Annotated in this window: 20 protein-coding genes; 5 read left to right on the top strand and 15 right to left on the bottom strand. The window is 43.8% G+C overall.

Annotated elements, in window-relative coordinates; genetic code table 11:
* Positions 1–490: 490 nt before the first annotated feature.
* Positions 491–2536: a DNA/RNA non-specific endonuclease gene (locus tag DP117_RS03730; RefSeq protein WP_169216987.1), complete on the top strand. Its 2046-nt coding sequence runs from the start codon at positions 491–493 to the stop codon at positions 2534–2536.
* A gap of 271 nt (positions 2537–2807) precedes the next feature.
* Here DP117_RS03730 and DP117_RS03725 read toward each other — a convergent pair whose 3' ends face one another.
* Together DP117_RS03725 and DP117_RS03720 are read right to left on the bottom strand one after the other, a co-directional pair.
* Complete coding sequence (locus tag DP117_RS03725) at positions 2808–4382, bottom strand: metallophosphoesterase (protein ID WP_169216986.1); 1575 nt, start codon at positions 4380–4382, stop codon at positions 2808–2810.
* Between the two features lie 31 nt (positions 4383–4413).
* Positions 4414–5385: a YegS/Rv2252/BmrU family lipid kinase gene (locus DP117_RS03720; protein ID WP_169216985.1), complete on the bottom strand. Its 972-nt coding sequence runs from the start codon at positions 5383–5385 to the stop codon at positions 4414–4416.
* Positions 5386–6063: 678 nt separating this feature from the next.
* Here DP117_RS03720 and DP117_RS03715 point away from each other — a divergent pair.
* Positions 6064–6498 carry an Hsp20/alpha crystallin family protein gene (locus tag DP117_RS03715; RefSeq protein WP_169216984.1) on the top strand — a complete coding sequence of 145 codons (435 nt, stop codon included), beginning with the start codon at positions 6064–6066 and terminating at the stop codon, positions 6496–6498.
* A 109-nt stretch (positions 6499–6607) separates the two neighbouring features.
* On the opposite strand, the gene DP117_RS03710 is transcribed toward DP117_RS03715, so the two are convergent.
* The 3 genes from DP117_RS03710 to DP117_RS03700 form a co-directional block, all read right to left on the bottom strand.
* Positions 6608–7198, bottom strand: coding sequence for an isochorismatase family protein (locus DP117_RS03710; protein WP_169216983.1), 591 nt, complete (start codon positions 7196–7198; stop codon positions 6608–6610).
* A gap of 60 nt (positions 7199–7258) precedes the next feature.
* Complete coding sequence (locus tag DP117_RS03705; RefSeq protein WP_169216982.1) at positions 7259–7822, bottom strand: antibiotic biosynthesis monooxygenase; 564 nt, start codon at positions 7820–7822, stop codon at positions 7259–7261.
* A gap of 84 nt (positions 7823–7906) precedes the next feature.
* A complete protein-coding gene (locus DP117_RS03700) occupies positions 7907–8698 on the bottom strand; it encodes an SDR family oxidoreductase (RefSeq protein WP_211175894.1) in 792 nt (263 codons plus the stop codon).
* Between the two features lie 147 nt (positions 8699–8845).
* Between DP117_RS03700 and DP117_RS03695 the strand changes: the two genes are divergently transcribed.
* Positions 8846–9502, top strand: coding sequence for a TetR/AcrR family transcriptional regulator (locus tag DP117_RS03695; protein ID WP_169216981.1), 657 nt, complete (start codon positions 8846–8848; stop codon positions 9500–9502).
* Positions 9503–9847: 345 nt separating this feature from the next.
* Here DP117_RS03695 and DP117_RS03690 read toward each other — a convergent pair whose 3' ends face one another.
* Positions 9848–10006: a hypothetical protein gene (locus DP117_RS03690; protein WP_169216980.1), complete on the bottom strand. Its 159-nt coding sequence runs from the start codon at positions 10004–10006 to the stop codon at positions 9848–9850.
* 67 nt (positions 10007–10073) lie between these two features.
* Here DP117_RS03690 and DP117_RS03685 point away from each other — a divergent pair, with 67 nt between their 5' ends.
* The gene (locus DP117_RS03685; protein ID WP_169216979.1) at positions 10074–11333 is read left to right on the top strand and encodes an RNA-guided endonuclease TnpB family protein; all 1260 of its coding nucleotides are present in this window, start codon (positions 10074–10076) and stop codon (positions 11331–11333) included.
* A 24-nt stretch (positions 11334–11357) separates the two neighbouring features.
* On the opposite strand, the gene DP117_RS03680 is transcribed toward DP117_RS03685, so the two are convergent.
* From DP117_RS03680 to DP117_RS03645, 8 genes are all read right to left on the bottom strand, one after another.
* Positions 11358–11945 carry a DUF411 domain-containing protein gene (locus DP117_RS03680; protein ID WP_169216978.1) on the bottom strand — a complete coding sequence of 196 codons (588 nt, stop codon included), beginning with the start codon at positions 11943–11945 and terminating at the stop codon, positions 11358–11360.
* A 39-nt stretch (positions 11946–11984) separates the two neighbouring features.
* A complete protein-coding gene (locus tag DP117_RS03675) occupies positions 11985–14333 on the bottom strand; it encodes a response regulator (protein WP_169216977.1) in 2349 nt (782 codons plus the stop codon).
* Positions 14334–14343: 10 nt separating this feature from the next.
* A complete protein-coding gene (locus DP117_RS03670; RefSeq protein WP_169216976.1) occupies positions 14344–16479 on the bottom strand; it encodes an ATP-binding protein in 2136 nt (711 codons plus the stop codon).
* A 2-nt stretch (positions 16480–16481) separates the two neighbouring features.
* Positions 16482–17489 carry an ATP-binding SpoIIE family protein phosphatase gene (locus DP117_RS03665; protein WP_169216975.1) on the bottom strand — a complete coding sequence of 336 codons (1008 nt, stop codon included), beginning with the start codon at positions 17487–17489 and terminating at the stop codon, positions 16482–16484.
* A gap of 91 nt (positions 17490–17580) precedes the next feature.
* Entirely contained in the window at positions 17581–18861 is a 1281-nt protein-coding gene (iscB, locus tag DP117_RS03660; RefSeq protein ID WP_169216974.1) for an RNA-guided endonuclease IscB, read from the bottom strand.
* A 251-nt stretch (positions 18862–19112) separates the two neighbouring features.
* The gene (locus DP117_RS03655) at positions 19113–19493 is read right to left on the bottom strand and encodes an anti-sigma regulatory factor (RefSeq protein ID WP_211175893.1); all 381 of its coding nucleotides are present in this window, start codon (positions 19491–19493) and stop codon (positions 19113–19115) included.
* Between the two features lie 4 nt (positions 19494–19497).
* A complete protein-coding gene (locus tag DP117_RS03650) occupies positions 19498–19893 on the bottom strand; it encodes an STAS domain-containing protein (protein WP_169216972.1) in 396 nt (131 codons plus the stop codon).
* Positions 19894–19918: 25 nt separating this feature from the next.
* Positions 19919–20773 carry an STAS domain-containing protein gene (locus tag DP117_RS03645; protein ID WP_169216971.1) on the bottom strand — a complete coding sequence of 285 codons (855 nt, stop codon included), beginning with the start codon at positions 20771–20773 and terminating at the stop codon, positions 19919–19921.
* Between the two features lie 383 nt (positions 20774–21156).
* Between DP117_RS03645 and DP117_RS03640 the strand changes: the two genes are divergently transcribed.
* Positions 21157–22104, top strand: a complete 948-nt coding sequence (locus DP117_RS03640) for an aldo/keto reductase (protein WP_169216970.1) — start codon at positions 21157–21159, stop codon at positions 22102–22104.
* Positions 22105–22147: 43 nt separating this feature from the next.
* Here the strand turns inward: DP117_RS03640 and DP117_RS03635 are convergent, their stop codons facing one another.
* A complete protein-coding gene (locus tag DP117_RS03635) occupies positions 22148–22909 on the bottom strand; it encodes a circadian clock KaiB family protein (protein ID WP_169216969.1) in 762 nt (253 codons plus the stop codon).
* Positions 22910–23691 lie beyond the last annotated feature (782 nt).

The following is a 23691-nucleotide window of genomic DNA, read 5'->3' as shown; positions in this document are numbered from 1 at the left end:
GTAGGGGAAGTGAAATGTATCAGGATTTTCGTGAAAGGGTATTACTACCAATTACGGGGTCGTTTTTAGGAAATTTGGCAGGTGCGATCGCGACTAATGTTTTGGGGAATGAGAAGCCCGTGGAAAAAGGTCGCTTGTTATCCTACGCCAAATCAAAGATTATGGCGTAGGTCTTATAGCTCCCCCAAACCCCTACGAAAGATAAATAATTAAACTGCTCTAGTTCTTAGTTAAAGTACTAACTCGGGGTTATCTGCTGGCTGTTTGATGCTGAGTTGTTTTGTCTGTGTGCTCACACCCGATGAAAAGGTACCCTTAAAGGTACTGCCGAAACCACACTGAGTTGCCTAGAGTTTATAGATATATTCTCAATCAATGATTTTCCGTCTTTAAGGTTTGATTTTTTGCATAAATGATATAAAGCTATACACACGTCTAGCTTTGCCGTAATTAAGTCCAGATTCTGCAAATTATGGAGTCTTAAACACTTATGTCTCTTAAGACAGTGACTTACGCGCTCGACTTTCTCGACAAGCTAAAATCCTTGCGGAACGAGGAGGTTTCAACAAGCCAGGAAAGTTTCTTATCCAATATAGAGAGACGCGATCGCAGAGCAGACCCCATAACGGTTCTAGCCAGGCGAGTTGAGAACATTGCGGCGAGTGGCTCTGGAGTATCTTCGTTTGATCTAGAGCGTATCCTTGGGCGTAATGACCTGCTACCCATTAACTTTCTCCAAAGGGGGACACTGGCTGCTCGTGCAATTTGCCGGATTTGGGTGGGAGATCTGTTTGGCTCAAATGGAAGCTGGGGGACTGGCTTTCTCGTATCTCCCCGTCTGCTGCTCACAAATCATCATGTGATTGAATCTGTTGATATGGCAATGCGATCATCAGCCCAGTTTGGCTATGAGATGGACATTAGCGGTAAAATTCATCAAGGAAAAGCTTTTAATCTAACTCCTGATGAAGCATTCATCACAGATGCTGATCTTGATTTTACCTTAGTCGCTGTTGCTGAAACGTCGGATGACGGAGAAACTCGCCTGGCAGATTACGGGTTTTTGCGTCTCGATCCTACGCTTCACAAGGTAGAACCATTAGAATTCGTCACCATCATCCAACACCCCGATGGTCAACCCAAGCAAATTGCGATTCGGGAAAACAAAGTCCTCAAGATTGGTGATAACCAAGATGCCCTTAAGGACAATTTTCTCTGGTATGCTAGCGATACTGCTCCTGGGTCTTCCGGCTCCCCAGCCCTCAATGATAACTGGCAGGTGGTTGCTGTTCATCATAAGAGTGTAGTAGAAACCCGCATCCGTGAAGGAGTTGAAGAAATTCAACTGACCAACGGCGAATGGGTAGCTAAGGAACAAGCAGAAAATCTTAGTGAAAAGAAAATTAAATGGATAGCCAATCAGGGTGTTCGGACAAGTAAAATTCTTGAACAAGTCAACAAAATCCAAACTCAACAAGACGGTTCTGGCTCCCAGTTGGTTCAAGCTTTCCTTGAAGACGCTAAGGGTATCCGCATATTTCCGGGTACGACTCCCCGCGAAAGCGTGATCACCTCGACAATCAGTACTCCTATCTCAGTTGGAGAGACTCTCAGCTTGGATGAGAGGAGACGTCCCCCAAGTTCAGTTACTAGACCAAGCCGTGGCGGAAGTGTTCGTCCATTGAGTTATTATGAGGGTCGCAAAGGTTATGACCCTAATTTTCTTGGGGTTACTATTCCCCTACCAGAATTGACACCAGCAGCTCTTGCTTTTGGTCCAGTCGCACAAGTAGAAGGGACGCAGGACAACATCCTCCGCTATACGCACTTCTCAATTGTCATGTGTGAAACCCGTCGTTTAGCCTTCCACACAGCTGTTAATATTGATGGGAGACAGTGGGTTGGATTGGAACGCAGAGACGACGAATGGTTTTTTGACCCCCGTATCTCCTTAGATATGCAAGTCGGAAACGACTTTTACAGCAATGAACCTGGAGGAAACTTTTTTGACCGGGGTCATCTTGTCCGCAGACAAGACCCAATTTGGGGAGAACAAAACGAGGCAAGGATAGCCAACAGCGATACATTCCACTTCACAAATTGCTCTCCTCAGTACTTTCAGTTCAACCAATCACAGCAGTTGTGGCAGGGCTTGGAAAACTTCATCCTCACTAACACCGATCAAGATGATCTTCTCGCAAGTGTTTTTACTGGTCCCATCTTCCAACAAACCGATGTCGTTCATCGAGGAGTTCAAGTTCCCCAATTTTTCTGGAAGGTTGTTCTGGTAGTAGACAGAAACCGCAAACTTTATTCTAGCGCCTACGTTGTCAGTCAGGAGAGATTCGTTAATAATATTCCCTTTGAGCGCAGGCCTGTTGGTGAATTCAATAACTTCCAGGTGTCCATCACTAACCTGGAGAGCAGAATCGGCTTGAAGTTCTCCGATGAAGTTCGTAGGGCGGATGTCTACGCTGGTCGCTCTCAAGGAAGGGGATTGCGCGGCTTTAGTGACATTGAGCACCCTCGTCGCTAAAAGATCCAAACTACTCGCTTCGATGCTTTAAAATTACCTATACTCTCCTGTATTTCCTCTGCGACGGACACATTCCTCAACGGGGGGCACATGCGTCCCCTCTGGGGTTGGGGGGAACCCCCGCACGGAAGTGTCTTCTTCTGTGTCTTGGAAAGCTCTGATCGGAGGAAACCTCCGCTCAGACTTTCCGCTGCGTCCTCTGCGGTTAATTCTTAGGTAATTTTCCGGTGAGAAGGAAGTAGCACAAGTTGAGGTAGGTGTTGCACCCAAGTCAAATCCGAAATGACTGCATTTCGTAATTATGCCACTGTCGCTGATACCATTCAGCAACTAAGGGACGGACAATAAACTTGGGTGTGGAACCTTCCTTAACATCAATACGCAGACATGAGTAAGGTCTTCGCTTTTGAAAGCCCTGCCCGTTACGACCAACAAAGAGGTGCGAATGCGCCACTAACTTTTGATTTTGTTTGGCGACTTGTGGGAAAGTCTCAAATAAATTTGCTCCCTCAGTCCTTTGTCGTCGCAGGCTATAGCCACTCCCACCGCAGACAACCCAATGAATGTGAGAATCAGCACTTCCTGTGTTTAATGTTTCAATATGTTCTAAGCAGTGAGCATGACCGTTTAAGACTAAATCGACTAACGGACGACTACCTCTATTGGAACCTACGACTTCAGCAACGCCATTAAGCACACTACGCAGGCGATCGCGAACTGCCAAAGTTTGCGCTTGCTCCCATTTTGTTGCTTCAGTCACGTAGGGAGGATGATGAAAATAAACAATTCGTCCCCGCACATCTGCGGTATTCCAAGATTCTATGAGTCTGTACTTCAGCCATTCCAACTGGTCGATATCAGTTACCGTTTTTTCATCGGAGGCTAATTGCTTATCTATATCAACAATGATTTCCTCAATTTGTGACACCCTGCCATGTGTATCATCTAGTTGCTCTGCTTCGCTGGGGTTATCCGGATTGAGTTTTGCAGAGGTTTCCATAAATTCCATCTTTTGCTGTTCTAGTTCACTACGACGCTTTTGCAATTGTTGGCGATAAGCATCTCCTTCCTGTGTTGCAGGTAGGGGAACCGGAGCATTAAATGTGTTAGAATCTAGTGCAAAGAAGTCGATGCCACCGTAGCGGAAGCTATAGTAACGATTGGGAAGGCGGGTAAAGCGCCCTGGCTTGTAGCGCAGACAGCGGCCTGTATTTGTTTTGCCAGTGTAATGTTCATCTAGGTGACGAGCTAAATCTCCTGGCAGCATAAACCCCTTGAGGTAATCCAGAAAAGCTTTTGCATAAGCGTCACCTTGCCATGAACCATGAGCGCCAACATCAAGATCTAGCTTCGATGGGAGTAAGCGACGCAAAGGCATTGTTGCCAAGGATACTAAGCCAAATATCAGTGGTAAATCATAGTAATCGTGATTTCCTGGTACAGGTAGAATTGGTCGTTTGAAAATCATTCGATCATAGGCAATGCGCTGGGGTTGCTCTCCTTCCAGAAGAAAGTCTCGATAAGGTTTGATAAAGTTTTCCTGGTAATACTCGCTTGATCCCACCAGATAGATAATATCACCCGTATGCAGCATAAAACGGCATTCTTGGTGGTGGGGTTGCATCAGTTCGGCTACTTGTCGCTGAGGATTGTGTCCCCGGTGTGCCCCAGAACCGGAGTCACCCACAACCAAAAACGAAAACTCTGGAGAGTCAGTTCCTTCATCGTCCAGCACCAGCTGAGTTTGGTCAATTCCCCTTTCTAAAATGACAGGATCTTGCCACCGCACCCGCTGGTTCATCTTGCGAATTTTGTCGGCAATTGCCGGATCGGATACGAGTTTCAACGCAACTTTCTCCTAAATATATACCTGAATCTTAATCAAAAGCTGCTTGTTTATCCTCAACTGTCACATTTGGCAATCCTTCCAATTTTTCCGAAAGTTCTTCTTCTTCAATTGACGGTACAAAAACTTTCAAACCTGCCGGGATACAACGAATTTCTACAGGAGTTGTCCCTGAAATTTCTCCATCAACAACAATTTTTTGTACAGGCTCAGTTGTAATTTTAAATCGTTTTGCTCGCAAGTAACCTATGTCATCTCGCTCTGCAGCATCGCCCACAGCAGCCGATTGAAACAGATGAAAGGCTGCGGCGATCGCCCCTGCTCTATTCGCTGGAGCCACTATTGTTAAATCTAGTAACCCATCATCTACAATAATGCCTGCTGGTCCCTGAGCCAATATTGAAGAAGCAGGTGCTGCATTTGCGACTGTGACTGCTGCTGCAGAAGTTTTAATGATGTGTTCATCTGTCTCAATTTCAACATCAAAGTTTTGTAAATTCCGCAATTCTTGAAGTCCTGCAAGAATATATGCCAGAACACCAAACCGATTTTTTGCTTCCCTATCTGCTTTCTCTACAGTTTCTGCTTCAAAGCCAACACCTGTCAGCAACACCATCGGGTTACCGTTACAATCAGCTGCATCTACAGTCCGAGTGACTCCTCCCAAAATGACTTTACAAGCACCCTCAATAGTATCGGGAATTCCCAATGCTGTGGCAAAAGCGTTTGCAGTTCCTCGTGAAATTATGCCAAATGGAATATTGCTACCGACTACAGCACCTGCTGCTGCAGAGAGAGTTCCATCTCCACCTGAAGCGATAATGGTATTTACACCCCGCTTAACTGCTTCATGCGCTAGTTCTTCAGCACCTATTTCTTCTGTTGTTAGTTGAATATCCAGGTCGATTTCCGGTTCTAAGATTGCCCGAATCATTGCCAAATCTTGCTCTGAGTCTCCTTGACCCGCAACTGGATTAAAGATAAGGCACGCGGAACGATTCATAGGGTGTAGTTTCTGGTTTATGAATAAAACATTAATCTACTATTTTAATTGATTCAGACCATCTCAGCTTCCATCTTGTGACAGGTTTGTCCCTCCGTTACTCGACACTCTGCCCTCTAAATTGAATACTCTATCTGAGATCGTCTTACAGCAAACCTAAATTGTTTGTGAACATCTTCTCTCTTTTCTTCCTTTGTGTACTAGCCTACGGCACGCCGCTGCGCGTCTAGGGCGTACTTTGCGGTACCCTGCGGGAAGCCGCTCCGCGTCTACGTTTTCATAATTTTTTTGTTCACGATCTATTTAAGATTGCTGTAGCTGCACCAGTGTCATTTGAATAGTTCGTTCAGAGGATATCTGCGCCGTTACATGCAGGTTATCAGTTGACGGTGATTGGTTTTACATTCACGTTATTTTAAGATTTGACTACCTTCTTTGTCAGCGTTATGTGCTGATTTCTCTATTCGCTTATATTTCCTAATTGTTGGGTTTACCGTACCAAAAAAGACATGTTTTTCCCACCTTTAATTCTGCCTAAATTCTTGTGCGGCAATCATCAATTCTTCGGTGCTATTAACCGTATTTTCAGTCATGAAAATCATCATTACTATAAGAATCAAAGCTACTCGATAAATCCTGAAGTCAATAAAGAAACAACTACGAATCACAAGAGGAATTATGGTATTAGTACGTTACAACCCCTGGCAAGAATTGAACACACTGCAACGTCAAATCGACACCCTTTTTGAAGATTTTCAAGCACCAACCTTTACCAAAGCTCCAGCAGCCGAACTGCACGAAACCGAAGATGCCGTACACCTGAAGCTGGAACTCCCTGGTATTGATGCTAAAGATGTAGATATCTCAGTCACCGAGAATGCAGTTAAGGTGGTTGCAGAGCGTAAATCAGAAACCAAAACTGACGAGAATGGTAGAACAAGAAGTGAATTTTACTACGGTAAGTTCCAACGAGTTATTCCTCTAAGAACTCGGATTCAAAATACCAATGTGAAAGCTGAATACAAAGACGGAATTTTGAATTTGACTCTGCCTAAAACGGAGCAAGAAAAAAATAAAGTCGTCAAGGTTAATTTGGAACAACCTACAGCATAAAGCTTTTCTCTGTCTAGAATAGAGAGCTAATTGTATGACATGATATTAAGCCTGGTTGATAAACTTCAACCAGGCATTTTTTTAAGAAAAAGTTGTAGGCCGACTGACACTACCCAATCTTAGGGAGAACATCACTAAACAGAACCTGCAAGAGCTGACCTCCCTGTGGTCGGCTCCAGTCTTGAGCCAGTTCAGCCATGAGCGTATTGGTTGCTGTTAACACAACCCCTTCACGCTCCATTCTCCGCCTAGACATCTCCTCAGAAATGTCGAACGGTGATCCAGAAGCATCAATCACAGCTTGAATATTGTATCCTTCACGACAGGCACTAATAGCTGGATAGACAAGGCACACATCTGTTGTTACACCCGCCATGATAATGTTTTTGCGTTGAGTGTTTTCTACTGCCTGCTTAAAGTTAATATCGTTCCAAGCATTCACAATACCCGCCCGTTTAATTCGCTTCTCAAAAGCTTCAGGCAAAATGTCCTGCAACTCAGGCATGAGTGGACCTTGAAGATTCTCTTCCTGACTACTAGTCAGCACGACTGGAATGTTGAGAATTTTTGCAGTCTTTGCTAAAGCGAGCGTATTTCGCTTCACAAGGTCCAAAGGAATATTTTTGATCAATTGCATTGTCCCGACTTGATGATCGATGAAAAGTATCACCGAATTATCAGAGGTAAAGTTATCGCTCATCTTTTTTTGCTTGAGAATTCAAAAGAAATAAAACAAAGTTTGGATAGCTTTATATTGCATTTAAGAATTTGGGTACAGCCATTTGTAAAATAATCGGGTTAACTGAGGCATCACAACGTAAGTCAGGAGCCACACGACAATCCCAATAGTGATGAGTTGCGCCAGTAATCCAGGGAGATAGACAACCAGAGGACTTAGGAGATATCTCACAGTGGATAGTGTCACAAACACCGCTATCCAGGTCAGTAACGCCATCTTGTAACGCTTAGGAGGAAGCTTTGGCGCTTTTCTTGGCAAGACAAACCAGTTTTCTAAACCTGTGAGAACTTGTACATCCTCCGATGTTTGAATCAGAGGCTTGGCTCGTTCAATCCACTCCCGACGCACATCTGAATTTAGCCATGCTTGTAGATTCTTGTGATGGTCAAAGTGAAGAACAATGATGTACTCTGGATGCAGATTCTTCTCGGGTCGTAGGATGTTGACTCCTAAATGTCCTTCAAATGTTTTAGCGACAGGAATAATTCCTCGCATCCATTCTTCATATCCCTGTTCTCGACCCGGTTTGACTAAATGGGTAATGACTGCTGTGACGTGATGTTCCGTGAATTTGGGGCTGTTCATTGTCTAAGCCAAGATTATCTTAAGGCATAAAGACGGAATGCGAGCGTGAATTTAGAGCTGTTCATTGTCTATGCCAAGATTATCTTAAGGCATAAAAATACCACCGTTTACAGGCAGATATGCTCCTGTAATAAATTTTGCCTGTTCGGATGCCAACAAAAGTACAGCACCAGCGATATCTTCAGGCACACCTATTCTTCTTAAAGGCGTCATTTGAGCGATTGCATCTCTACGTTCCTGAGGAACAAATGCAGAAGCATCTGTTATTGTCAAACCTGGAGATACAGCATTCACTCGAATGCCATGTGGTCCTAACTCGAACGCTAAACTTTTAACAAACGCATCTAATGCCGACTTAGCCGTGCTATGAGCGGAAAATCCTGAACCTGGAAAACGAGAATATTCGGAACTCATCACAATAATACAGCCCCGTTTTTGTTCAATCATTGCAGGAACGACTGCTTTTGCTGGATGAAATGCAGCTTTCACTTCACCTAACAGTTTTGCCTCAAAGTCCTCCCACTCATACTCGATAAATGGAGCAACTTTAAACGAGCCTGCTGCATTCAAGACAAGCGTGTCAATTGGTCCCAACGTTTCTACCACCTGCTGCACCATTGCTTGAACTTGGTGGTTGTCTTTCACATCGGCTTTGACTGCTACTGCCTTACCTCCCTCGCTGACAATCGCATCCACGACTGATTTCGCCGCCGCTTCATTGCTGTAATAGTTCACGCCAACTGCCGCACCATGCAACGCCAACAATTTCGCGATTTCCGCACCGATGCCTCGACTGGCACCCGTTACCAAGGCAACTCGGTTCATCATTAACTTTGTTGTTACCAAGTCAGTTTCTTTGTGAGATTGTGTATTCATTTTTATTAACTTACTTACTAGTAAGTAATATAAGATCAAAAACTGCTTTCTGTCAATGGTTTACAATGTGAAATATTCGCAACACTTTGTGCTATATGAGTTTGAATCAGTTAAACTGACTTACTAGTAAGTCAGTTTTTTGTGAATATGGGTACCTCTCAACAAGCAAAACGTAAACGTTCATTATCGGTACGGGATGCAGAAGCAACAAAGGCACAAATTTTGGATGCGGCGGAACAGGAGTTTGCGATCGCCGGATTTAGCGCTGCTCGCACCGAGACAATAGCAGCTCAGACAGGTGTAACGAAAACCATGATTTATTACTATTTTGAAAATAAAGAAGCGTTGTACCAGGAAGTTCTCAACCGAGCGTTTATCAAGCCGATTGACGAAATTGTACAGTTGAATTTAGAACAATTGCCACCCCAGGCTGCATTGGAGAGTTTGACTCAGTTGTTTCTGCAACAGATGTCAAAAAACCCTAACATTGCTTCGATTTTATTTCTAGAAGCCATTCAGAACCGAGGAAAGTATTACCCAAAGCAGTCGATAGAACAACTTTATGGAAAGCTGATTGCCATTTTGGAGCAAGGAATAGCGCAAGGTGTTTTTCGTCCTTTAGAACCGAGACATACAGCAGTCAATATTGTGGGAACTTGTGTGTTTTACTTAGCAGCCCATGAGAATATAAAACATCTCTGGGCTGGGAAACGAATGCTAAGTAAAGCCATGCTACAGGAACATGCTCAAGAATCGCTTAACTTTGTCTTAGCAGGTGTACGAGCAGATGTGAACGTGAATTGAGACTTTAACAAAATTAGTGAGTCTTTGGTTTTTTAGTAAAATTTAATATTTTTGTCATACTGACAGTACTTGATGAAGGTTTCCCTCTCATCGCTTCACTCGCTATTTGCTAGTATTTGCTTATAAGGCGGTAGGCTGAAAACCCCGGAGGAACAGCAACGTAGTTGCGTATTCCGTGCTTTAGACCGGGGCGGGGTCTAACACGAAAAAAATTGGCAGCCTAGCCCCGAAGGGGGCGCTACGCAAACGTTTGATTGATCGGTGAGTCAACACGAGTACTCGTAGTATTAAGGCTGCCAATTTTTTAGGGGACAATGCGTCGGATGAAAGCCACTCTTGCTGGGTTTAGCCTGCGGTGCTGTTTTCTCTAGCCATTCTTTCAATAGTATCTGAAATGCTGACAGCTTTCAACTTTACTCGTTGGTCTTCTAGCCAATCCCTTGCCGTTTGAGTCAAGGTTAGCGTCGTCTTAGTTTTTTCTTCTCCATAAATCTTCTTTCTCATTGCCACTCTCTTGTATACGTGTTATATTCGTATAGTACACGAAAATGTGAAAGGAGGTGATTAAGTAGTGCTGGTACTAGAAATGAAAGTAAAAGGTAATCGTCAGCAATATCAAGCAATTGATGAAGCTATTCGTACAACTCAATTCATCCGGAATAAAGCTATTAGGTACTGGATGGACGCTTCTCGCGAAGCAAAGATTAACAGAATTGCTTTAAACAATTACTCTACAGCACTACGTAAGGAATTTAAGTTTGTAGAAGATTTAAATTCAATGGCTTGTCAGTCTGCAACTGAAAGAGCATGGTTAAGTATTGAAAGGTTTTACACGAATTGTAAATCCAAGAAACCAGGCAAGAAAGGCTTCCCAAGATTTCAGAAAGATAATCGCTCTGTTGAATACAAGACCTCCGGATGGTCATTACACCCAACAAAACGACGAATTACTTTTACTGATAAGAAGGGTATCGGTCAAGTCAAGCTATTGGGCAAGTGGGACGTTCACACGTATTCAGTCAAATCGATTAAGCGTGTTCGCTTAGTTCGTAAAGCCGACGGGTACTATTGTCAATTTGCTATTAGTGTTGATGTGCAACCAGAAACAAGAATAAGTAATGGGGAGATTGGGTTAGATGTAGGGTTGGAGCATTTTTACTCTGATTCCAACGGGCATCATGAACCCAATCCAAGATTCCTAAGAAAAACTGAAAAAGCTATCAAGCACGCACAAAAACGAATTTACACCAAGGAGAAAGGTAAAAACCAACGACGCAAAGCTAGGCAGAGATATGCGAAGAAACATTTAAGAGTAAGTAGGCAACGGAATGAACATGCAAAGAGAGTTGCACGTAACGTATGCAAGGCTAACGCCTTAGTCGCCTATGAAAACTTGATGGTTCGGAACATGGTAAAGAATCACTGTCTTGCCAAGTCCATTAATGATGCGGCTTGGACACTATTTCGTCGTTGGCTAGAATATTTTGCTAGCAAGTTCAACACTCAAATCGTTGCAGTCAATCCTAGAATGACATCTCAAAAGTGTAGTGATTGCGGTGCAATTGTGAAAAAATCCCTTTCAACTCGAACACACAGATGTAGTTGTGGTTGCGAATTGCAAAGGGACGTGAACGCAGCAATTAATATTCTGAATCTTGCAAGAGCTAGGGGAGGGCATCCCCAAAGTAACGCTACAGGAGTCGGAACCTCTACTCTAGTTGGTGAGACAGCGCTGCAGGAGGGTTTCCCGACAGAGGCGACTGCGAACCCGAAGGGTGCAAACCTGCTTGAGCAAGTTCTGACGGTGAATGTAGAATCCCCGCGTCTTTAGACGCGGGGAGTGTCAAACTTTCAGTCAACGATTTCTATACTCATTAAAAACCGCGACTCTGCTCTTGTTATCAAAAGCAAACACATTAAATGGATCTTTGTGATTCCCCATCTCCATCCCAGGAGTACCTACAGGCATTTGGGGAACAGATAAGCCTAGCACATTTGGCTTTTCTTGCAGCAGTCGTTTGATGTCTTGTGCTGGTACGTGTCCTTCAATAACATATCCATTGACAATTGCTGTGTGGCAAGATGTTAAGTTATCCGGCACGTTGTACTTTTGTTTGACTGCTTCAATGTCAGGTGTGCGAAAGTCTTTAATTTTAAAACCATGTGTCTTTAAATGGTTAATCCACCCACCACAACAAGTACAATCGGGACTACGATATACAGTAGCATGTTGATTTTGGATGCGCGTAGTAGTGCTTAACGTTTGAGTATTGACTACAGAAGTTGGAAAAACAGTTTGAGCATGACTCATAGGAGCATTGCTTCCCAAGATGCCTAACATTCCTGCCGTTAGACAAATCGTTACCACGATTCTAGCAACAATACGTACGACGATGGGAAGTAACCATTTTTGCCGCCAATAAATAAATTGTTTATAGAGCATTTGATACATACAATATTTCGTCAGATATTTTAATATTAGTCAAATATTTTTTTTCACCAAGCTTGCAACCACATTTGCTAACTCATCTGGTTCGACAGGCTTAGACAAATGCATTTGAAATCCTTCCGAGAGCGATCGCTTGTTGTCTTCATCTCTAGCATAAGCTGTTAAAGCGACTGCTGGAATATGCCCTCCTTGTTCTTTCGGGAGTCTCCGTATCTTACGTATTAAGCTGTAGCCGTCTTCTTCTGGCATACCAATGTCGCTTACCAAAACATCCAGTCTCTGTTGCAAGATAATTTGAATTGCCTCAATTGCTGATGAAGCTGCAATCACCTGCGCCCCACACATTTCTATTGCAGTGACAAGAAAATTTCGCGTATCAGCTTCATCATCAACAATCAAGATTCGTACTCCCTCAAGGATAGGTAAAGGTGTAGAAGTATACATAAACACAGAAGCAATATTTCCTCTCCTGCTCAAGAACTCCTCTACTCTCCTGCTTTGTTTTACAAGTGGTAACTGAACGGTAAAGGTTGCTCCTTGCCCTTCACCAAGACTTTCTGCATGAACTGTTCCACCATGTAACTCTACCAGGTGACGCACAATTGCCAATCCTAGCCCTAATCCACTATGGATGCGGGTTGTGGAACTATCAGCCTGTCGAAAACGATCAAACACATAAGGGATAAAATCAGGACTGATGCCCCGCCCTGTATCCTTCACCGTAATTTCTACATGAGAGTTTACACGTTCTAACTGGACTTGAACCAGTCCTCCTTTAGGAGTAAACTTAATTGCATTAGATAATAAATTCCAGACAATTTGCTGCAAACGGTCAAAGTCACCCGCTACTAAACCAGCTGTTGGATCAAGAACTGATTGAAGTTGAATTTGCTTGGCATCAGCAGCTGGACGAACTGTTTCCAGCGCAGCCTCAATGACTCCAACCAGTTCTATAGGGCAAACATTCAACCGGAGCTTACCCTGAATAATACGGGAAACATCGAGCAAATCCTCTACCAGTTGCGCTTGTGACTTGGCACTGCGCTCGATTGTCTCCATTGCGCGTGTGGTTGTGGCTGCGTCAAACTTGCGAGTATTTAGTAATTTAATCCACCCCAGTATCGTATTGAGAGGAGAGCGGAGTTCGTGGGAAAGAGTTGCCAAAAATTCATCCTTCATACGATTGGTAGTTTCGGCTGCACTTCGTGCCTCTTGCTCGCGCTGCAAGAGTTGAACTCGTTGATCATCCATCAACTTTCGTTCTGTAAAATCACGCAATATTTTACAGAAGCCTCGTAGCTTTCCAGTCTCATCTCGTAAGGGTGTGACAATGCCACTTGCCCAAAAACGGCTGCCGTCTTTCCTGATATGCCAGCGCTCATCTTCAGCCCGTCCTTCTGTCACAGCTTTTGCCAGTTCTTGTTTGTCTATGCCCTGCTGCAAGTCTTCTGGTGTAAAAATGCACGAGGCAGGTTGTCCTAAAATTTCTGGTTCCTGATAGCCTAAAAGATTCTCTGCTCCCAAACTCCAACCAGTAATCCGCCACTGTGTGTCAAAGAAGAAAATTGCGTAGTCTTTGACGTTTTCTACCAGTAAGCGGCACCGTTCTTCGCTTGCTCGCAACGCTATTTCTGCTTGCCTGTGAGCCGTAATATCAGCTAGACTGTAAACAGCGCCAACAAATGCTCTATGCTTATCTAGCACAGGATCCACTGTGATAGAAAACCACCGTCCTCCAGTGTGAATGACCAAGCTTTGACGATGTAGAGTTTCCTGAACACGAAGAAAAAGATTGACATTGCAACCAGATAGTGCATCAGTCATGAGTTCCTGATGCTGACTCCCGATGATTTCGCTGAACGGTTTGCTCAAAAATTCCTTCATGGCTTTGTTGCAGCGCAGGAATCGGCCTTCGTGATCCAGCAGGGCTACACCATCATGAATGGAGTCGAAAGTTGTTTGCCACTCTCGCGCCCGCGCTAAAGCTAACTCCTCAGCCTGCCGAATTCTCAGTAAGGCTTTGACTGTAGCAATTAACTCAATCGGTTCAACTGGTTGCGCGAGGTAACCATCTGCGCCCCCGTTTAATCCTTGGGCTTTGTCTCGACTCTCAACAAAATGGGCAGACAGATGAAGTACGGGAAGGGTAGAAGTTGCGGGGTTAGATTTTATCTGATGACAAACTTCAAAGCCGCTCGTATCAGGAAGCTGAACATCCAGAATCACTAACTCAGGTTTTGCTTGGGCGATCGCTTGCAACCCCGCCTCACCTGTAGCCGCCTCTATGACTGCAAAGCCAGCATTTCGTAAAACGCGAGCGACAACATAACGATTAGTTTCGTTGTCGTCAATATGTAAAATAGTCACTAACGGCTCTGACATAGTTTTTTTCTCAGATATCTAAGGCTAGCCCGGCTTTTGTGAGGGCTTGGTGCAGTTGAGCGATCGCAACTTCTTGAGAAACTACCTCTTTAGAAAGAATTGCCACAGTGTGTTGAGTAAAAAAGTTCTTCTCCTGGGGTTCTAGTTGTTGTGATGTATTGACAATGACGGGAATCGCACTCGTGGCGGGGTTGCTTTTGAGTTGCTCTAAAACTTCTATGCCACTGATTTCGGGCATAGTCAGGTCTAAAACAATACAACAAGGATTTTCAACTTGAGCCAAGCGAATCCCTTCACGTCCATCTGCGGCTTCAATAATCTCTAAAGGAATAGGAATAAGAAGTTGCTTTAATACGTACCGGGCTGTGAGATCGTCGTCAATCAGTAAGAGTTTTTGTTGCTTGCCCCGCTTGACCAGTGTATTCAGTTTGTTCAACAGTAAAAATCTATCTACAGGTTTAATCAAGAATCCGTCAGCTCCTCGGGCGATCGCCTGCTTTTCGTTATCAACGACAGTAATCACAAGCAGCGGTATATTTCGAGTCACTTCATTGCTCTTAGTTTCTATCAGGAATGCCCAAGAGCTTTCTCCATCTAGTAAAATATCCAGAATAATCGCAATTGGCTGACAGACCGTTAGCACTTGCTTTGCCACAGATAGAGTCTGTGCCGAAATCATCTGATAATTCGATTCCTGAAAATACTTCTCGTAGGTAAAAAGAGTTTCTGGATTATCTTCCACAACCAGGATCGGGTGGCGAGTCGGGTCGATTTGCCAAGTCGGTTGTGGCATTGAAGCGGCTGCAGCACTAGAGTAAACCAGTGGGATTGACGCAAAAAATGTAGATCCTTTCCCTAATTCACTCTTTACCCAGACGCTTCCTCCTAACAATTGTGCTAGTTTACGCGACAGAGGTAGTCCCAGACCTGTTCCTTTGACTTTTTTTTGCAGTTTAGACTCTATCTGAATAAATTCCTCAAAAATCCGCTCTTGCTCCTCCGGTACAATTCCGATACCCGTATCAGTCACTGAGAAAGTAACAGTATTGCCTGTCATGAGTGCTGCAACCCGAACCTCACCTTGCTCGGTATACTTTAGTCCATTGGAGATGAAGTTTCTCAGAATTTGGGCAACTTTACCTTCATCGGTGTAGAGAGGTGGAATGCCAACAGGTTCTTCTAAAACCAGCGTCACCGAAGAGTTATGAGCAAGCAGGGGACGTAGCATTCCTCTTAACGTCGCGAACAAATCACTGACTTCAAAATGACTAGGATGAACTTCAGTTTTTCCGGCTTCTACCTTGGCAATGTCCAACAGATCATTGACTAAATCCAAAAGACCAAGCGCCGCTTTTTGCATGAACTGGACTTGCTTTTCCTGCTCTGTTGTCAATGGACCATCCATTCGGTCTAACAAGATCCGTGAGAGAGAGACTACCGAGTTTAGCGGTGTGCGAAACTCATGGCTCATGTTTGAGAGAAATCGCGTCTTGAGTTCATTAGCCCGTTGTAGAGAATCGGCTTTTTCGTCTAATTCTGCATACAGAGCCACAACACCGCGATTTGTATCTTCTAACTCGCGGTTGAGCTGAGTTAACTGCTCGTCACGCTTGCGTAGTTCCTCCATTGTGCGGAGGAGTTCCTGGTTCTGTCGCTGAATTTCCTCAAAAGGACTTTGTGGTTTTCGACTATCCAAATCTTCTTTAAGAAGTTTCAAGCTTTGGGATGTTAGTTTCGGCAAGCGTTTTGGTAAGGTCTTCCCCATCAAAACTTGAGTTCCTTGCTTTGGTATCGACTCAATTTCAAACGTGTCCATCAGCCGTCGAGCCCCGATAATGCCCAATCCGATCCCAGTTGTAGATACGAATTGTCCATCTAAAATCGCTTTCAAGTTGGGAATACTCGGACCTCTATCTCGTATGCTTATCCAGAAATTCTGCGGAGATTCGTCATCTACCCAAAATTCCACAGTTCCACTTTTGGCATAGACAAAAGCATTTCGAGCGATTTCAGAAACAGCTGTGGCAAGGCGTGCTTGGTCTTGGGCATCAAATCCCAAAGCTTGGGCAATTTGGCGTGCTTGTTGACGGCTCAGCACCACATCTTGCTCGTAGCGAATTTCCAAGGTGAGGATAGTTGTACTCATGACTATACACTCTCACGCATAACCAGCACAGTGACATCATCGCGAACTCGGTAAAAGTCTCGGTATAAAACACCAGCAATCAAGCTGGGATGTTTATGGATGAGACCTGGATAGCGTTCTAATCGCCATTGAGTTCCTAAGCCATCAGAATGCATAATCAAGAGTCCACCAGGATGCCATTGGTGGGTAAACTCCTGAATTTTGCGGACTTCACACCCGACTGTTCCATTGTAAGAAACCAGGTTTTGGCGTTTTGTATCACAGAGGATAATGCCAGCAATATTACCAACTCCAGCGAAGCGAACAGATTGATCTGCAAAATTAATTTCGGCGATCCCCACTGCTGCTCCTCGTGTACTCCGTAAAGCTTTATGAGCTGCTTCCATAATTTCACGAGGAGTGTGGTGGATATGTTCGTGAAAAACTCTCACTGCTTCTGTTGATGCTTGGGCGGCTAGGGATCCATGACCTAATCCATCAGCAACAAGTATTAAACAGCGTTCTTGAGAGATTTCGTACGCCCAAGCATCGCCGCAAATCTCTTCTCCCGCTTTTGGCAGACAGACCACTCCTAACTCCAGATGTTTTGAGGATGAACTTTCGGGTATGGGGCTAGCCCAGAGATGACTAAGGATAACTGTCCCCATATCCGGAATAGAATAAATGTCTACCAAACTAGAAAGACGGGTGATAGCTCCTAACCCATTTCCCGGAGTTGTCGTTGTAGAAAACCCATCACGTAGACACTCGCTGATATTGCTTATCCCTGGTCCAGTGTCTAACCCCAGGACTTCCAGGCCATGAATGTTGTGTTTTTCAATTGCTTGTAGCAACACTAACCCGTTCTTGGCATGCTGTACGAGGTTATTTGCTATTTCCGTCACCACAATCCCCACCTTTCCCCGCTCAGTTTCATTAAAACCAAGACTTGTTGCTAAGGCGATCGCACTCCGTCGCGCTTCACCTGCCTGACTTGGCTCTATCATTGGTAAGGCGAGGGTTTGTTTCATCTAAAAGCCTCCGGGAGTGTGGAAACTCTGCGTCTTTAGACCAGAGAAGAAACACGACGCGGTTGATTTATCAACCGTCCGATTCTCCAAATTACGCATACGAATAACCGTCCTTCTTGTGAATTTGTTTGCAAAGTTTATAACTGATTCCTTGAACTAATCCGTTTTTAGTTGAAATATTAAAGCTCCCAGTTGCACGAGTTGCAATTCTTCCAACGTATTTGCCTATTTTTTTACCGCTTGTTACAACTGCTTTTACAATATCTCCAGTTTGAAAACCAAAGTGAAACTTGGTTCTTGAACAGTGACGATTTGAAAATCCATATTTATCTGTACGGCATGATTGACGTGTGCCATGACCATTAGCTGTAATCATCAGAGGTTTAATACCTTTAATATTGAGAATTGGTGTTGATGTACCGACACAAGCAGCATCTAACCAATGAGTTTTAGGTAGCTTTTGTTGATTCCGATTAAATTTAGTTAATCCACCGGAACCTATTTCTACTGGCAAGCTTGTTGCTCTTAAAACTTCTAACAATGCGAATCTTGTTGTATTTACTGCTGCTGCATCTGCCAATGGTCTTTTCGCTTGTTTTAAAATTTTATCCAGCCTTTGGGAGTCTTTTTTAAGAAAATCTTTAATGTCTTTAGTTCCTTTCTTTGTGTTGCACTTGGAGCAACTCAAGGTCAGATTTGTGATTGAGTTGGAACCTCCTTTAGCTCTTGCATGAATGTGTTCTATTTGCAATGGAACATCTTTAATACCACAGTAAGCACACTGTCTATTCCATTTTTCCAATAAAAACTCTCTAGTTTCGTAACCTGCTAAAGTTCCTTGCTGATACTCTTTTCCTTGAATTTCTGGATTTTGAATTAACTGCATATCAAAACGAACTAGTTCCTGGCTAATTGCTTCGAGTGGTACGTATTTTCGTAATTTCGCTACCCAAGTCTTGATATTCTCAATTCGACTTTGCAAACTAGGAGGTAGACATCCTTTCGGTCGTGTTCGATTCAAAAATCGTGGTTGACGATATCTAGTTTTGCGGTTTCTTCTACCTCTACGAAGTTGTCTTCTAGAAGTTAAGGAGTCTCGAATTGCAAAACCCCTATGTTTTAGTTCTGCTGCAAAAACTACTTCACCAGTAGAATCGTTAACTAATGCCATTCCTGTATACTTTGCACCAGGGTCAATCTTTAATCGTAGTGGCTGAGTAGGAGCTTCTGGTCTAGCTTCTTTAAGAATCAAAGTGAAAGGAAATCTTCTAAAAATTGCTGCTTTTTTGTTTCGTAATAATTGCCTTGCTTGTGCTGGATGAATTGGATCTAGTGGTCGTTCGTCTGAATCGATGACAAATATTTTGGACATATGTCCCTCCTTTCGGGTAATGTTAGCCTGGACAATGTTATTGGTCGGTACTATGTCGAAGACACTAGCTTTAAACCTTTATGCTTGTTTAATCTTCGACTTCTAGAGCCTGAAACTGGCTACGCATTCCAGGGTAGGTTCTTCAACAGCTTGCCAATAACGTAGTACAAGGGAGTACGCGTGTCGGGTAAGCTAGGCTTCAACATTTGCTAAAGCCCCCGGATTCAATCCGGGGGTTGCTTACAATCTGGTTACTTCCATTTTATAATCTTGACACGGGTACCTTCACCAACACGGGAGACGATCTCAAATTCGTTGACCAATCGCCTTGCACCGCTTAGCCCCATACCCAGCCCACCACCAGTGGTGTAACCGTCTTTGAGTGCTAACTCAATATCTGGTATTCCTGGTCCGGAGTCTTCAAAAACGAGCCGCAGACCATGACGCATCCCATCTTGAAGTCCTTCCAGTTTAACAGTCCCACCGCCTCCGTAGTCTAAGGTATTACGAGCTAGCTCGCTGGCTGCTGTGACAATTTTTGTTTGATCGACCAGGCTAAACCCCAGTTTAACAGCGAATTGACGCACCTTTTGGCGAACGAAAACAACATCTTGTGAGGATTGGATGCTCATGATTTCACACCCGTGCATATCCATCTGTGTTTCCTCCAGCAGTCGCCTTCAGCGATGTTCGCAGAAGTGCCATGCCTTTTTCAAGGTTTAAGGCGGTACGAATACCTGTCAAGGAAAGTCCCAGTTCTACTAAGGTGATGGCGACTGCTGGCTGCATTCCTACAACAACCGTCTGAGCATCAAGAACCTGTGACATCTTAGCAATGTTCCCCAAGATTCTACCGATAAAAGAATCCACAATCTCCAAGGACGAAATATCAATCAACACCCCACGAGCCTGAGTTTCAGTAATACGATTTGTTAAATCATCTTGCAAAACCTTCGCCAACTGATCATGCATATCAACTTGAATCGTCACCAAAAGAAATTCGCCCATCTTAAGTATTGGAATGCGTTCCATAAAACCTCTGAAATTTTTACCCAGTTTAGGAATGGTTGATTGTTAGGCCAAGGCGTTTTAGAGCTATCAAAAAAGCGTCTGCTAAACTCGCCTTTGTAACCACATCTGCCAAATCCACACCGAGGTAAACAATTGTTTGAGCAATTTGGGGGCGAATTCCACTGATAATGCACTCTGCGCCCATTAACCGAGCTGCGGTGACTGTCTTGAGTAAATGCTGAGCTGTGAGTGTATCTACTGTCGGTACTCCGGTAATGTCGATGATCGCAACTTCTGAACCTGTTTCTACTATCTTTTGCAGGAGAGATTCCATCATCACCTGAGTGCGACTACTATCTAAAGTCCCAATAATAGGCAGAGCTAAAACTCCTTCCCAGAGCTTGACAACAGGTGTTGAAAGTTCTAGCAATTCTTCTTGCTGGCGAATGATGACTTCTTCACGCGTTTTCTGGTATGCTTCTATAGTTAACAATCCGAGCTGATCTATAAGAGTAGTGGCAAGCCAGGTATCTTCAACCAAGCCAGCTGCATCTTCAACATATTCTTGACGTAAACAAGTAAATAGAGGTTGTTTAAAAGAAAAAATAAAGGTAGCCGTTTCCGACGGTGTAAAACCTTTTTGCGAACGACTTCGAGAAATACTAGTTAGCATTTCTCCCACAGAGCGCCATTCAGATGATTGCACATTGGTTAAGTTACCGCGCTGTACAGCCGTCTTCAACAAATTGAGAAATTCTCGACACTCCTGTTGTAGTTCCGTCTCTTTGAGCAAACCTTTGCGGGTGTTGTTAGCCATGAGCGCTTGCATCCAATCAGCCAACAAATCCGCTTCATACTTTTCTATAACCTGAGAAATTTTACTTCCATTACTCAAGCCCATACAATGATCCCTTTTACCATCAGAAGTATTTAGTCACTAAATAATATGTATATGTGTTTAGTGTCAATCATTTAGGCTTCCGGGTGACTAGCTCGCTGAAATTCTGGGCAATTCCTTGAAGAGGTAGTTCCTAAAGGCTGATGTCTTCCATATCATTATAAAGTTTGATGGGAAGCACAAAACTTCTGGGTAGTATGTAGTTTTTGAAGAAAAATACAGATGGCGCGAGGTTTACCACAACTCATCGGTTGCGGGTTTGTCAAGATTAATGCCTCCATAACAGAGTTCTGTATTTTGTATTCTGCATTCTGAGAGATATTTTGCGAGAAGTTTTGCAATACACTGAAAAGTAAACAAGTGTAAATAAATGTAATCTTATAAACGTGGAAAGCATCACACTAGGGAATAATGGTCCAGCTGTTACACCACTTTGTATTGGTACTTGGGCATGGGGTGATAAACTCTTTTGGAATTACGGCAACAATTATGGTGCAGATGAGTTGCAAGCAGCTTTTACAGCAGCTTTAGAAGTTGGTGTCACCTTCTTTGATAGCGCTGAAGTTTATGGATTAGGACTTTCAGAGCAATTTCTGGGACAATTCTTAAAGAAAACCGACAAACAGGTAGAAATTGCAACCAAATACGGTCCTTTTCCCTGGCGATTTATAAATCAGTCTGTTGCTGATGCTCTGACAGATAGTCTCAAACGTTTACAGCGAGAACGAGTCACTCTGTATCAAGTTCATTGGCCTTTTACGTTCTTTATGAGTCAAGAAACCTTGATGAATGCTTTGGCAGATGAGGTGAAGCGAGGCAGAATTGAAGCCGTCGGTGTCAGTAATTACTCAGAGCAGCAAATGCGAGAAGCACACCAGATATTAGCCGCCCGTGGTGTACCTTTAGCAGTGAATCAAGTCCGTTATTCGTTGCTGACTCGGCAAATTGAAACTAATGGCATTCTCAAAACTGCTCGTGAATTAGGTGTAACAATCTTGGCATATAGTCCTTTGGCTCAAGGTTTACTGACTGGCAAATATACTCCTGAGCACGCTAGTCATCTCAAAGATGGCAGAAGAATAGACCCTCGTTTTAGTAAAGCAGGTTTGCAGAAAATAGAACCTGTGATATCTTTACTACGCCAGATAGGAGAAATTCACGGACGTACCCCTGCCCAAGTTGCATTGAACTGGTTAATCGCTCAAGGAAACATCATTCCTATTGCTGGGGCAAAAACAGCCGAACAGGTACGACAGAATGCAGGTGCTTTGGGTTGGAGATTGAGCGATGACGAGATGAAGCAGTTAGAAGAAGTCAGCCGTCCTTACAAGTAAAACGAACTAAGTAAAAAGAAATTACAATTTCTTTTTACTTGGTTTATGAGTTTTCCTGAGCTGCCAACATCTGTAAAATTTTCTCCACATTATCTAAATCCCCAACAATGCGTCGAATAGGATGAGGCCAAACTTTGACAAGGGTTGGAGTTGCAGAAACTTGATTGGATTCTGCTTGTTCTGGATTCCTTAAAACGTCAATCACTTTTAGTGTGTAAGGGTTGCCAAGATTTTTTTCTAACAGATCGTGTAAATTCTCCAAAATGCGTTCAGTCGCAGCACTATGTCCTGCAAGAAATAGGCGCAGAACATAACCTTTTGTTTTTGGTTGGGGTTGTTGTGTAGATATGACTGGTTGATAGTAAGAAGGATTTGGCTCCGAAAGATCGAGGCGCATCACTAAGTCGTGGTCTTCCCAAAGCTGGGGGAATGTGGAACGATATGTTGTCAATACTAGGCGATCGCATAACCCTTCTTGCCAAGGTGCAGATTGCCATGATAATTCGCCTGTCCCAAAAATAGCGTTCAGAACAGCTTGATGTCGCATAACTGCCGGATAAGCTTCACAAAAAGTCTGTATCTGTTGAGTGCGTGGATCTAACCAATGGTCTATAGTCGCCGTGTAGCAAGGTACCAAAAAGTGAGGCGGTTCTGGTAAGTTAAGGATTTCCTGTAAGGTAATGCACAAATGCAAATGCCATCGACCCTGCTTACTAGGATCGATACAGTAAATTAAATCTCCTCCAGGTGTAAAGAGCGCAATGCCTTTAAACAGTTGAGGTAAAAGTGGTCTGTCGGATGTCAAGAACCTGTCACTCCTTATCTCCTTAAGATCAGCCCCACGGACGGCGCACCACCCGCTACGAATGAAAGAAACACCTTTTTCTCTTACACCCCCACATCCCTAGCCCTTTCAGGGCGGCTGCGCCAACGGGGAAGTCAAAAAGGACCGGAGGCTGCGCGGTGAAGCAGCGCTGCGGGAGGGTTTCCCGACAACAGGCGACTGTGAACCCGAAGGGCGCAGGCGCAGCTGCGTCCCGCTGCGCTAACAAAAATCAAAAGTCAAAAGTATTAATTTTGACCCCTTCGGGGGAAGACCTCCGGTCTCGCTGCGCGTTCCGCCAGTCGCTGTAGCCTGTGGAACCCGTCCACCGCGCTGGCTCACTTCTTACCTTATGGTTTTGACTTGTTTTGCCCCTGTGTTTCTTGAAATATGCTCGCGTTCACGCTCTTTGTCACGTATCCGTGCCTTATTCGGGAGGATCTGCGCTAATGGCCCAGCCATACCGCACTGCGAGGGACTCATTGTGTTCGCAAGGCTTATGAGGACGCTAAGCAAACAGCATTCTCAATTCAAAATTAGTAATTTTTGATATTCCTTTCGGTCATATTTAAGATTCTTAATATTTGTAATTCATACATTATCATGAAAAAACTGTGCCCTTTCATTGAGGTAGTCACCATCAACCCATCAAAACATAGCTTGTTTAAGAGCATTTATGAATTATGAGGAATTTACCTTGTTTTCATAAGAAATATTAAGCATGCTGGAAACAAACTAAATTGAAAAAACATTTAGAATGATTG

Origin of the sequence: Brasilonema sp. UFV-L1 (genome assembly GCF_012912105.1) — a bacterium.
In the GTDB taxonomy this organism is placed as follows: domain Bacteria; phylum Cyanobacteriota; class Cyanobacteriia; order Cyanobacteriales; family Nostocaceae; genus Brasilonema.
Note: the sequence above shows the minus strand (reverse complement) of the source record. Positions and strands in the feature narration are given on the sequence as shown.